The 14,308-nt window shown below is 47.7% G+C and carries 4 protein-coding genes; all 4 read left to right on the plus strand.

What is annotated here, in order from left to right; translation table 11 throughout:
* The first annotated feature begins 84 nt into the window (after window positions 1-84).
* The 4 genes from HXT36_RS05715 (at window position 85) to grpE (ending at window position 14,121) form a co-directional block, all read left to right on the plus strand.
* Window positions 85-2,868, plus strand: coding sequence for a TIM-barrel domain-containing protein (locus HXT36_RS05715; protein ID WP_421778738.1), 2,784 nt, complete (start codon window positions 85-87; stop codon window positions 2,866-2,868).
* A gap of 635 nt (window positions 2,869-3,503) precedes the next feature.
* Window positions 3,504-10,865, plus strand: coding sequence for a peptidase (locus HXT36_RS05720; protein WP_421778739.1), 7,362 nt, complete (start codon window positions 3,504-3,506; stop codon window positions 10,863-10,865).
* Window positions 10,866-11,491: 626 nt separating this feature from the next.
* On the plus strand, window positions 11,492-13,390 hold the full coding sequence (dnaK, locus tag HXT36_RS05725; protein WP_421778740.1) for a molecular chaperone DnaK: 1,899 nt from the start codon (window positions 11,492-11,494) through the stop codon (window positions 13,388-13,390).
* Window positions 13,390-14,121 carry a nucleotide exchange factor GrpE gene (gene grpE / locus HXT36_RS05730; RefSeq protein ID WP_421778741.1) on the plus strand — a complete coding sequence of 244 codons (732 nt, stop codon included), beginning with the start codon at window positions 13,390-13,392 and terminating at the stop codon, window positions 14,119-14,121. The genes dnaK and grpE overlap by 1 nt, the downstream gene beginning before the upstream one ends.
* Window positions 14,122-14,308: the final 187 nt, after the last annotated feature.

Below are 14,308 nucleotides of genomic sequence, written 5' to 3' on the forward strand. Positions count from 1 at the left end.
GCAACGTAATTAATGCAGCAAAGCAACGCAACGTAAAATAGCAATGCAGCAAAGCAGTAACAAAGCAAAGCAAAGAGGCACAAGATGACTTTGAATCCACAAGACGCGCAAGAATCGCACGGCGTTCAAGACGAGCACATTTTTTACGATTACGCTAAAAATCCGCTGTCTAAAGCAAAAGAGTCGCAGGTTATAAGCGGCAAAAATTGGCGCATCACGTTAATCACGGATTCGCTTGTGCGCCTTGAATGGAGCGAAAACGGCGACTTTGTAGACGCGCCTACGCAAACAGTTGTAAGACGAAACTTCGAGGCTGGCACGCAGTTTGCCGCGGAAAAGTCGCAAGCAACCGAAGATGAGGCATCGCGCGCTTCTAATCCAAAATCTTCTAATCCAGAATATAGTGTAAAAAACTTAGAAAATGGCTGGATAGAAGTCGAAACCGAAAAACTGTTGATTTCGTACAACCAGCAGCCGTTTAGCAAAGAGGGCTTGAGCATTGTTGTGCGCGGAGTGCCAGGCTCGCAATTCAACACATGGCATTACGGCGACGAATGCCACGGCAATTTGCTCGGCACGGCGCGAACAGTGGACGAGGCGGATGGTGCTGTAAAGCTTGGAATGGGCGTAATATCTCGCGATGGGTGGGCCGTGTTAGACGATTCGCGCTCGGCACAAATCGCGTACGCGGCTGCTGTTGATGGAAAAGAAAACCCATACGGGGCATGGGTGGAGCCGCGCGCAAAGGCAGATGGCGGCGTGTTGGGCGACAGCTCTAAAGACTTATACTTCTTTGGCTACGGTCACAACTATATAGGCGCAATTCGCGACTTTTACAAGCTTACGGGCGCGCAGCCGCTTCTTCCGCGATTCGCGCTAAGCAACTGGTGGAGCAGGTACTACAGGTACAGTCAAGACGAATATTTGCAGCTGATGAGCCGATTTAAGCGCGAAGGCATACCGTTTTCTACTGCCGTAATCGACATGGATTGGCACGTAACGGATGTGGACCCAAAGTATGGTTCGGGATGGACTGGCTACACGTGGAATCGCGATTTGTTCCCAGATCATCGCGCGTTTTTGCGCCGACTTGCCAGCGAAGGGCTTGCCGTAACGCTTAATTTGCATCCGCGAGACGGCGTGCGCGCGTTTGAAGAAGACTATGCGCAAGTTGCGCGCGATATGGGAATTGACCCTGCAAGCGGCAAGGCAGTTGAGTTTGACCTTACAAATCCGCGCTTTTTGCGAGCATACCTAAACATGCATCGGCGCATGGAGAACGAGGGCGTTGGGTTCTGGTGGATTGACTGGCAGCAGGGCGGAGTTACAAAGCAGGCTGGCTTGGATCCGCTTTGGATGCTTAACCACGTGCACTACCAGGATTCGGGGCGCGGCGGCGCGTGGCCGCTTACGTTCTCGCGCTACGCGGGGCCTGGCTCGCACCGCTACCCAGTGGGATTTTCGGGAGATAGCGTAACAACGTGGGATTCGCTGGCTTTTCAAACTTACTTTACTTCTACGGCCTCCAACATTGGCTACGGCTGGTGGAGTCACGATATTGGCGGCCACATGCTTGGCGTGCGATGCGATGAGCTGGAGGCGCGCTGGTATGCGTTCGGCGCGTTTAGCCCGATTAATCGCCTGCACTCCAGCTGCTCGCCGTTTGCTGGCAAGGAGCCGTGGAATTTCCCTGCCGAGACGCGAAATGCGATGGTTAAAATGTTGCGACTTCGCGCGCAATTGCTGCCTTATTTGTATACGATGAACTATCGTGCGGCGGTTTGCGGCAGGCCAATTGTAGAGCCAATGTATTGGCAATCGCCAGAAACGCTTGCAGCGTACGAGATGCCGAACGAGTACCGTTTTGGCAGCCAGCTTGTTGTTGCGCCAATCGTTAGCAAGGGGTGCGCGCAAGTTGAGCGCGGGTGCACTGCCGTTTGGCTTCCAGAAGGCGATTGGTACGATTTCTTTGACGGAAGGCGCTACGTTTCGCGCGGCGGTGCGGGTCGCAGATTTGAGGTTTGGCGAGGAATCGACCGCGTGCCAGCGTTTGCGCGCGCTGGGGCTATTGTGCCAATGCAAGTTTTGCCGAGTGAAGCGGATTGTGCAAGTAGCGAGCAGGCTGCGGCGCATGTTAATAGCGTTGAAAATCCGCGATCTTTGCGCATTCTTGCATTCCCAGGGGATTGCGGCGAGTTTGTTATGCGTGAAGATAATGGCCGCTTTGAAGACGCGTGCGCTGGGAAAACTGCCGATACGCGCATGGAGTTGATTTGGCGAGATGGCAATGGATCTACACAGTTTGTGATTGATGCAGCAAAAGGATGCGCTAGTGCCGTTTCTTCGCTGCCTTCTAAGCGCGATTGGAGCGTAGTGTTTAGAGGCGTTGCTTGCCCAGACTTTTCGCGCGTTCGCGTTTTTGTTGGGGAAAATCAGCTTGAATCTAAGTCTGTAGAAGTTTCATACGAAGGCGAAGAGGGCGACTTAAGTCTTACTGTTTCTGTGCGCAATGTGCCTGTTGGCGATTGCGTGCGCGTGATTGTTGATGGCGGACTGTGCATTGCGCAAGACCCTAAGATTGGCGATTGCTACAGGTTGCTTTTACAAGCGCAAGTGCCATACCGCGGCAAGGAGATTGCTTTTGACGCGATTCGCCAGGCTGGTGGTAGCGCGAGTGCTATAAGTGAGCTTTGCGCACTTGAGTACACTAGCGAGAGCGATTTTGAGCGACATCAGCAAAGCGTTGACTTGACTAACGCGCATGCGCCGCAGCACCCAGAGGTTGCTAAGTGGGCGCAATGGAAGTGCACGCTGCCTGACTCGGTTAAGCGCGCACTTGAGGAGATTTTACTTCGCAGCGCGCTTTGATTGAGCTTTAACTGAGCTTTGACGCTCGAACGATTTTCCGCTTTTTGTACCAAATTTGACCAAAAATGGTACAAAAAGCGGAAAACAACTCCGTATTTTGTACCATTTTTGACCTAAAACACGTACAAACTCGGGAAAAACCCTCCGCACTTTGTACCATATTTGGCCTAAATCACGTACAAAAAGCGGAGAAAACTTCCGCACTTTGTACCAAATTTGACCTAAATTACGTACAAAATGCGGAAAAAGTTGATGCTTGCGGCGAATTCATAAGCGCGCTGCAGAGGGTTAAAAGTGTGAGTTGTCTTATATACAAATGTTTAGATAATTAAGCTAAAAATGGCGTCTGGCGTGTTAAAATTGCAAGTGTTTTCTAAAAAAATATCTCGCAAAAACCCTTGAAATAAAAGGCCTGGGGGGGGGGGTATGCATCCCCAAAAGCTATAAACATTTGTTTATGTAGTGTTAAAAATATTCTCTAAATGTTATAATGACTTGTTAAAGATTGCTGCTCATTTATAGTTGCACGCTATTGAAAATTAAATAACTACTTTTAGGGCTTATGACTTTTTGTCGCTCGTGGTTAGAGTGTTCAAAACTTTTTGACTATTTGTTCTAATAGAAAGAAGAGGAAAATGACTACAAAATCTGGTAAGCACGCCAACAAGATTGCAAAGAATGCATTTGATTCTGCAGCCAACAATGGTGTTGCAAAGGCTGTTGATATGCGCAAAGTGGCCGCTCTTTCGGCTGGAGCTGCTGGCGTGATTGCTGGCGCTGCGATTGCTTTTGGCGCAACTCCTGCAATGGCGGCGGATGCTACTTCTACGCCTGTTGATACTTCTACGTCTGCAAATGCGCAGGATTTAACTGATAAGAAGGATGATCCTAATAAGCAGGTTGATGAGGCTAATAAGAAGACTACAGATAGCACTCCAGCACCTGATAACACTCCTGCAGAAAACCCAGCGAGCACTCTTGCAAGCACAGTACCTCAGGGAGAATCTCGCGCAGCTGGTTATGCAGCAAATCAGGGTAGCGCAGTTAATTATGAAGCAAATAAGGATCGCGCAGCTACCCCTGCGCCAGCTCCAAAAGTTAACAGTGAGATAACACTTTCAAAAGAAACAAAAGACACGATTCCTAACATGTATGCATGGGGCAAGTCTGACAATGTGTACATTGAAAAAGGACAGAATCAATCCGTTACATTTAAGTTTGCAAAGCCAGACGGTGATTACAAAATTAGCAAGGTAGCTATTTTCCCATCTGATACTAATTCTATTAGTAACACGTCAATGGGATTTCTTGAGTATTATTCTGATGATGCAAATGCGCACAAGCCATACTCTGGTACGTACGAATTTACTCCAAATGCTGATGGCTCAGCTAAGCTTACTATGACTAAGTTGTATAGCAACGCCGATATGGCAGCTGAAAAATATGCTGCAAACCGTTGCATTTATGTGTATGGAAAAGGTGCTGACGGGCAGGAAGTCTTGCTGTATAAGACGAATGTTGCGCGTGCTGCAACACTTGTTCCGCCTAAAACAGCTGGCTCAATTGTTTTAAGGTATGATCAAAAGCTTGAAGGGAGCAAAATTCAAGAAAAGCTTAAAGAAGCTCTTGATGCTCCTACCGAAGCTACTGGTAATAAGTCAGTTAGTAAGCAAATCGCAGCTGCAAGCACGGCCGCGAAGGTTGGTGTGCGTAACGAAAACACGAATAAGGTTACGAATACGCCTGATGACCCTGAGAAAAAGATTCTTATTACCGATAATCAGGCTTATGACACTAATCAAGTAAATAGCATTAATACGGTAACCTCTGCACAAGGTGCCAAAGTAACCACCTATAAAACTGGTGCTCAAACACTCAATACGCACCTTATCTCTGATTTGGGCTACAAGTCTGAGGCTATTCCACTTACGGTTGCGCGCTATGACACGCGTATCGAAAAACCTGTGGTAGATGAAGTTGATCCTGCTCAAATCTCGCAAGATATCAAAGATGAAATCTGCAAGAAACTAGCTAAACTCAATAACGTTACGCAGGATAAAGTTACTTTTAACGATAAGGGCGAAGTTGTTATTAACTTTGATGGTGTAGACGCAAAAGACGCACCTGTGATAGCTCTTAAAGATTTAGTTATTAAAAGACTTAAAACAGATGAGTATGTAGTTCCAACAGGCGATAAAGCAACCTATGTGGCTAATCCTTTGGGATATTCACAAGCAGAACTTGCCCGTATTAAAAAGTCTATTTATGAAGCAAATAAAGATAATCCAAAATTAGGTTTAAGCGCAACAGATTACGAAAAGCAAATTACGCTTTCCTACATTACAAGTGACCTTACTGGCGCAGGCGATGCTAATAAAGGTCGTTCAAATGGTTTACAAGAAAATAATATTAGTGTAACCATTAAGACTGATAAAGCACTTGCAGAGTTTACATCGGACATAACCAAAGATAAACTCACGCGTCTTCCCGATATTCGTACTGATTATAAGGTTGAACTGGTAAAGAATAAGCTCGATGGTCGCGATAGCGATGAGGGCTTCTCGTGGAGTGATGATAAACACACTACACTCATCTATCGTTATGACCCAACCAAAGCTCAAGCGTTTACCGCTCCTGAGATTGTGAAACTTATCAAAGCCACGCCTAAGGATGAGAAAACAGGTTTGCGTCCGCTTGTGGGTGGTGAAGCGCTCGATCACGAAGGTACGGGCGGCAAGGCGCGTAAATCTCATATGAATTATGCAATTGATAAAAATGGTGAACCTACTACCGAGCTGACCCTTGGTATGATGAATGGCGCGTATTGGATAGGCAATCCACAAGTTGCTAACTCAGATGTTAACTTGGGTAATGACCAATCAATCGCTGGAAAATATACCTGGGATACAGAGGCTGGTTCTGTAACCGTTGCTGCTAAGCAGAACAAAGTTTTTAAGACGCGCTTGTTTGTTGCACCGTATGCTCTGACATATTATCGTGGCATATATACAGATCCGTATCAAAAGAATCCTAACAACACGCCTAAGGCAATTAACGTTATCTTTGTGCCGCAAACGAATCACAAGACGAGCGATTTGCAGACGTCGATTGAGGGTCACCAGCTTGCTGCTGACAAGAAGACTCCAACTGATTCTAAGTACTACAACGCGTCTAAGGATAAGAAAGAGGCGTACGAAAAAGCTCTTGATGCTGCTAATAAGCTGTACGAGTCTGTAAAGAATATCGACGAGTCGAAGCTTAACGAGCAGCAGAAGGCTGATATCGACAACGCGACGATTACGCTTAATAAGGCGCGCGCCGAACTTGATGGCCCTGACACCAACAAAGACGGTTTGAACTCTTCGATTGAAGCCAATGGTAAAGCTGCTGAAGGCAACAATCCTGCAACGCTTACGCAAGCAACGAATCAGTTCAAGAACGTAAGCGATCCTGACTTTAAGACAGACGATGGCAAGCCTGATACTACCAAGAATGAGAAAGCTAAGGCTGCTAAAAAAGCTTATGATGAAGCACTCGAGAAAGCCAAGACTGTAACAGCTGATGATAATGCTACTCAAAAGGCTGTTGACGATGCTAAGGCTAATCTGGATAAAGCTCGTCAAGCGCTTAACGAATTTAGCACTAATAAAGACAAGCTTAACGCTGCGCTTGCTGAGCATGGTCATGTGTTTACGTATACTGATGACACGCTTAACAAGCTTACCCCCGAACAAAAATTAGCAAATGCCGACCCAACGTATAAGAATGCAACTGATGAAGAGCGTGAAGCATACGATAATGCGTTAGAGGAAGCTATGCGCTTGGCTAAAGATCCCGCTGCTTCACAAAAAGAGGTTAATGAGGCAATTGCTACGCTTGAGGCTGCTAAGAAGGCACTTGATGCTAAGGCAACCAACAAAAGCCTGCTTGAAGCACAGCTTCAAACAAGCCGCGATCACAATGGCGATGCAGACGATCAAAAGAGTGTATTCTACAAGAACGGAAAGGATCCAAACTACTTTGCTGACACTAACACCAAGTTCCCACAAGGTGTAGATAAAGAAGAGGCAAAGCAATACGCGGATAAGTATGATCAAGCTCTGGCAAAAGCAAAAGAAGTCCTTAATAACAAGGACGCTACACAACAGCAGGTAAACGAAGCGCTGTCTCAGCTTAAAACAGCAGAAGAAAACCTTCACAAATTGCAAAGCGACGCAAGCGATTTGGTTAAAACACTTGCCGATAACTTTACGGGGTACTTACTGCCAGCGTACTTCAACGCATTTAACTTGTCGCAAAGCAAAGATCCTGCTCTTGCAGAAAAAGCTCAACAGGCTGCAAAAGACTTTAAGACATATAACGATGCGTATCACGCAGCAAAGCAGTTGCAGGCCAAGTTCAAAAATGCTGATCCAGCTCAGCATCCAACACAGCAAGAAATCAATGCTGCAAAAACTATGCTTGAACAAGCACGAGCAGTTATTAATAGCTATGCAACTGACACAAGTAAACTCTCTGTTGCTATTTTGAGTGATGTGGCTATTACTGCAAGCCCAGCATATAAGAATGCAAAAGCTCTTGCAGATAAACAAAATCCTGCGCCTGAGGAGCAAGCACAGGTAGAAGCAGCTAAAAAGGCTGTTGAAGCATATACAAAAGCTATGGCAAAGATCCACCAAGCATTTGACAACCAGATGCCCAAAGATCAAAAAGACGGTCAAGAGATTCCGGCTGATAAGGTTCCAGATGCAGATGGAGATACTTCATCTGCAAATTATCTTGATGGCATTCAAAGTCATGCTCAAGGTCAACCTCTTAATAAAGATGTAACCGACGCACTTGCAGACTTTAATAAAGCACGCAAGGCGCTGGATAAGTTTAAGACTAAGACCGACGAGTTGATTAAGTCGATTAACGAGGACGCAACCACGCATCCAAGCCCAGCGTTTAAGAACGCGTCTGTGCACAAGTATTTAGGTGATGACGGTAATGCTGATTCTGATAAGAATACTGCTGCGCGTAAGGCTGCCGGTGATTATGGTCAAGCTCTTAATGAAGCTAAGGATTTGTTGAACAATCCTAACGCTACGCAGAAGGACATCAACGACGCTAAGGATAAACTTGATAAGGCGCGTAAGGCTCTTGATGCTTACAACACCGATACCACCAAGCTCGAAAAGAGTGTTGCTGCACACGGTAAAGAGAAGCAGGGCGAGACTGCGGCTACCGAAGGTACTGTTACATCTGATGCGTATCGCAATGCGTCTGATCCTCACTTCATGAAGGAGCAGGACGGCAAGCTTGTTCCTGATACGGATAAGAACAAGAAGGCCGCGGACGCCAAAAAGGCGTATGACAAGGCATTAGTTGATGCTCAGGACTTGCTCAAGAAAGCAGATCCTAACAGCAAAACACCTTTGGATGCTCAGCCAACGCAGAAGCAGATTAACGACGCGCTTAAGAAGCTCGATGATGCACGCACCAAGCTGGGTACGTACAAGACAGATACAACTGCTTTGAACACAGAAGCTGAGAAGTCACAGGCAGACACTGCAGGCGCTAGTGCAGCTGGCAAGTTTGAGGACTCTCCAGAGTTCAAGAACGCCGACGCCGAGCAGGGCGAAGACGCCAAGGCGGATGTTAAAGCCTACAAGGAAGCTCTTAAGAAAGCTCGTGACCTTGTAAAAGCTGCTACGGAGCAGGGCAAGAAGAACAGCGAGCGTCCAACGCAACAACAGATTAACGAGGCGCTTGACGCTCTTAAAGCGGCCAAGAAGCAGATCGCCGACAACTACAAGACCAATGTGACCGCGCTTAAGGGTGTGAAGGAATTTGCAGCTGGCGACTTTAAGAAAACGCCTGAGTATAAGAATGCTGCGGCGCTTAAAGATGATCAGAATGCAGAACAAGAAAAGAAGAACGCGGCTAAGGCTGATGTTGATGCTCTCGATGAGAACACTAACGACAGCGCTCTGAAGAAAGCCAAGGAAATTCTCGATAAGTTCGATGAGAATGGCAATCCAAATACGGGAGGCAGAATCCCAACTCAGGCGCAGGTCGATGCAGCGCTTAAGACTTTGCAAGATGCTATGAACAAAGTCACCGAAAATTACAAGACTGATGTCAAGTTGCTTTCTAACGAGGTTGGCGATAAGGATCAAGATGGCAACCCGGTTGTTCCTCCGTTTGAAGCGTCGGTTCCGTACAAGAACGCGCTTGAAAAGGCGAAGACGGAAGATGCTGCTACAGCTGGCACTAACTCCGCAACCGTAAAGCTCAAAGCATATGCCGACAAGCTGAAAGCTGCTCAAGACTTGATTGCTCAGGTAAATAGCACCGACCCCAACGCCGATCCAGATAAAAAGCCAACACAAGCGCAGGTAGACGCTGCTCTTAAGACTTTGCAAGAAGCCAAGAACGCTATCAAAGATGCCTTTACGACCAAAGTTGGCGCTCTTAAGAAAGAAACGAAAGAGCTTAAGGACGACGGTGGGGAAACGCCAGAAGCAGACAAGTTCGAAAACTCTACTGAGTACAAGAATGCGCTTGCTAAGAAGGGTGATAGCAAAAAGGACATTGAGGACGTACAAACGTACCAAGCTGCTCTAAAGAAAGCTAATGATCTTCTTGCGTTGTTCGACGATGATGGTAACCCGAAAGCTGATATCCCAGCTGGAACACAAATTCCAACTCAGCAAGAAGTTGACGAGGCTCAGAAGGCTCTTAAGGAAATCAAGGACAAGATTCTTGCTAACTACAAGACCAATCCACACGACTTGCAAGAAGAAGTTGACCTGTCAAAGGATGGCGACAACGATACGCGCGATGGCTTGTTTGATGATACTCCAGAGTTCAAGAACGCTGATGCTAAGAAGGATGCAGACGGTAAGGATAATACCGACATGGCGGCCTACAAGAAGGCTCTTGCCGATGCCAAGGCTCTGCTTGACAAGTTTGATCGTAAAACTGGCAAGCCAAAGCAAGGAGAAACTTCGCCAACTCAAAAGCAGCTTGACGACGCTCTAGACGCCTTGCAAGCCGCCAAGCAGAAGATTACTGACGGCTACAAGACTAATAAGACTGATTTGAACACTGAGGCTGGTAAAGATGGCGACTTTGCAAAGACGCCAGAATTCCAGAACGCTGCAGGAAGCCCAGAGGCAGACGCGTACAAGAAGGCGCTCGACGAAGCGAACAAGGTTCTTGGCGATAAGAACGCAACTCAGGCGCAGGTTGACGATGCTTTGAAGAAGCTTAAGCAAGCTAAGGATGACATTACAAGCAAGCACAAGACGGATAAGAACAAGCTCTACCAAGAAAAGGGCAATGACCCTGAGTTCCGTAAGTCGATTCCGTTCTTGATTGCAGATGGCAAGGATATAGCTGAGTACAACAAGGCGCTGAACGAAGCAAATGCTGTGCTCGCGGATCCAAACGCTACCCAGGCTCAGGTTGATGAAGCGCTCAGAAAGTTGCAAGCTATAAAGCAGAGGATAATTGACTTCTACAACTCGCTTGGTTCGGGTAGTGATGACGATTCCGATGGTGGCAGCACAGGCGCAAACAACGCGAATGCGAATGCGAACGCTGCGAACGCGGTTGATAAGTCTATGTTGCATGCCGAAGTGAATGGCGCGCTTGCGGACGTTGCCAATGGCGCGGGCGCTGCTGGCGCGGCGAATGGCGCTAAGGGTTCTAAGGGCGCGCTTGTAGACGCAAGCGTGATCAAGGAGTTTAATGATGCTCTAGAAAACGCTCGCCGCGTGCTCGCTGACCCGAATGCTACACAGGAGCAGGTTGAAGCTGCGACTATGCGACTTCGTGCGGCTCGTGCTGCGCTTAATGCAGCAAAGGCAAACAAGGGCAGCAACTTGCGCGGAAACATGGGAGTGCAAACTGGCGTTGATTCCGCAACGTTAAGCGCGTTCGCTGCTGTGTTTGTTGGGCTGGCGGGACTTGGAGTGTCTGCTAAGCGCCGTAAGCACGCTAGCAAGTAGCTGGCTGATAGCTGATATTCGATAGCTAATAACTGATATAGCACAAAATGGCTTGCGCTCCGACCTGCCTTTTCGCTTAAAGCGTAGCGCGAAAAGGCAATTCGGAGCGCTGAGCCGCTCAAACGTAAAGTCCAGTGGACTTTACGTGCGGCGAAGACGTGAGCGCGCTGTAACGCGCGAGCGATATCTCCTATTTGGTATTGCGCGAGGTTTGAGTATTTCTCTCCTCGCAAGTCCCGTCGCTACGCTCCTCTTTTATTGCTCGTAGAGAAATACATCAAACCTTCTGGATATCTAGAACTTTTGCGTGATTTTCATCGCCGAGATTCTCGATTTTTCTTGCTCTCTCGGCGAGTCACCATCTAGCGACGCTGAGGCTCGCCTCGCTAGCGGAGAAAAATCTCGAATCTCTACCGTACTCTGCGTAATTTATATAAATAGGTTAAAAGTTGAGTGAGGGAGTATTAAGTTTTTGCGAAACGCACACAAAAATGCTTGACTTTAATAACTTGAGTGTGTTAGACTCAAGTTTTGTAAAAAGAAAAAGCGGCTAGTCGCAAGGCTGGCTGCCAAGAATTTGAGTACATAGATTAAAAGGTACATAGATAAGATAGCTAGGAGATATTATGGGACGCGCAGTAGGTATTGATTTAGGAACAACGAACTCCTGCATTGCAACGCTTGAAGGCGGCAGCCCAACAGTTATTGTTAACGCAGAAGGTGCGCGTACAACACCGTCCGTGGTGGCTTTCAGCAAGTCGGGAGAAATCTTGGTTGGCGAAGTCGCTAAGCGTCAGGCTGTAACAAACGTTGACCGCACGATTAGCTCCGTAAAGCGCCACATGGGTACGGATTGGTCTGTTGAGATTGATGGCAAGAAGTGGACTCCGCAAGAGATTTCTGCTCAGGTTTTAATGAAGTTGAAGCGCGATGCAGAAGCCTACCTTGGTGAGCCAGTAACCGATGCCGTTATTACATGCCCAGCATACTTCAACGATGCTCAGCGTCAGGCAACTAAGGATGCAGGTAAGATTGCAGGCTTGAACGTGCTGCGTATTATTAACGAACCAACTGCTGCAGCTTTGGCTTATGGCCTCGAAAAAGGCAAGGAAGACGAGCGCATTTTGGTGTTCGACTTGGGTGGCGGTACTTTCGATGTGTCGCTTCTTGAGATTGGTAAGGATGACGACGGCTTCTCCACAATCCAGGTACAGGCCACTAATGGAGATAACCACTTGGGTGGCGATGACTGGGATCAGAAGATTATTGACTGGCTTGTTGGCGAAGTTAAGAACAAGTACGGCGTTGATTTGAGCAAAGATAAGATTGCTTTGCAGCGCTTGAAGGAAGCTGCTGAGCAGGCAAAGAAGGAGCTTAGCTCTTCTACTTCCACATCAATTTCTATGCAGTACTTGGCAATGACTCCAGACGGCACTCCAGTGCATTTGGATGAGACTTTGACTCGCGCTCACTTTGAGGAGATGACTTCCGACTTGCTCGGTCGCTGCCGTACGCCATTTAACAACGTGCTTTCCGACGCTGGCATCTCCGTAAGCCAGATTGATCACGTGGTGCTTGTTGGTGGTTCTACTCGTATGCCAGCCGTCAAGGAGCTTGTAAAGGAACTTACGGGCGGTAAGGAAGCTAACCAGTCCGTGAATCCAGATGAGGTTGTGGCTGTTGGCGCAGCCGTGCAGTCGGGCGTTATTAAGGGAGACCGTAAAGACGTTCTGCTTATTGACGTAACTCCACTTTCTTTGGGCATTGAAACCAAGGGTGGAATTATGACGAAGCTTATTGAGCGTAATACCGCAATTCCAACTAAGCGATCTGAGGTGTTCTCTACTGCAGAGGACAATCAGCCATCCGTGTTGATTCAGGTATACCAGGGCGAACGCGAGTTTGCGCGCGATAACAAGCCTCTTGGCACTTTTGAGCTGACGGGTATTGCTCCAGCTCCTCGTGGCGTTCCTCAGATTGAAGTGACTTTCGACATTGATGCTAACGGCATTGTGCACGTTTCTGCTAAAGATAAGGGCACAGGCAAGGAACAGTCCATGACGATTACGGGCGGTTCTGGTTTGCCAAAGGACGAGATTGACCGCATGGTTAAAGAGGCGGAAGCTCACGAAGCGGAAGATAAGAAGCGCAAGGAAGAAGCGGATACTCGCAACCAGGCAGAATCCTTTGCTTACCAGACTGAAAAGCTTGTGAACGACAATAAGGATAAGCTTTCCGACGAAATCTCTAAGGAAGTTACCGAAAAGGTGAATGCTTTGAAGGAAGCTTTGAAGGGTGATGACGTTGAGAAGATTAAGAGTGCGCAAAGCGAGCTTATGACGTCTGCGCAAAAGATTGGTCAGCAGCTTTACGCTCAGCAGGGTGCGGCTGGCGCTGCAGGTGCTGCAGGTGCTCAGGCTGGTGCTGGTGCTGCATCTGATGCAAATGCAGGTGCCTCTAAAGATGACGACGTGGTTGACGCCGAAGTGGTGGACGACGACAAGGACGATAAGGACAACAAGTAATGTCCGAGTTTAACGCCAACGACTACTTGAGCGGATTGGAAGATGTGCCGTCGGATTCTGACGATTCGCGTGCAGCGGATAGCGCTGCGGCGGATGGTGTTGCGGCTGATGGTGTTGCGGAGCATGAGGAAACTCATGAAGCAAAGCACGCTGCTGCTAACACCGATGCGGCCGCTAGCGCAGCCGCCGACGCGGAAAAGTCGCAAGCAACCGCAGATGAATCCAACGCGCGTAAATCTCAAGAAAATGACAATTCTGTAGACGCTCAAAGCAGCGAAGAAGACGATTCCTTAACACCTCTTGGCAAAGCCAAAAAAGAGGCGGCGGATTATTTGGAAGCGTTGCAACGCGAGCGAGCTGAGTTCATCAACTTCCGTAACCGCGCAGCCAAAGAGCAAGACCGATTTAGGCAGCATGGAATAACAGACGTGCTTACGGCTTTATTGCCAGCTTTAGACGACATTGATAGGATTCGCGAACACGGCGCAATGGACGATTCGTTCAAGGCTGTGGCCGCAAAATTAGACAAGGCGTTTGAAAAGTTTGGTGTAGAAAAGTTTGGCGAAAAGGGCGAAGACTTTGACCCAACAAAGCACGATGCGATTCTACACAAGCCAGATGCGAATGCTACGAAGGAAACGGTTGATGTTGTTGTGGAATCGGGCTACAGGATTGGAGATAGAGTGATTCGCGCTGCAAGAGTCGTAGTGGCGTCTCCAAGCAATGAGTAGTAGTGTGCGCAGCGTAAAACAGTGTGAAACAATGCGTGAAACATCGCTAATGTCAGCGCTTGTTTGGATTGTTTAGCTCGCGCATTTCATCAAATGTTTACTTATGCAAGTCCCATGCCTACTCGTGTTGGCGGTTTAGATTCTAAGCAGCTAGCGCGAGTAGGTTATTTAGATACAAGCTATAGAT

Source organism: Gardnerella sp. DNF01144 (genome assembly GCF_049244245.1).
Lineage (GTDB): Bacteria > Actinomycetota > Actinomycetes > Actinomycetales > Bifidobacteriaceae > Bifidobacterium > Bifidobacterium piotii.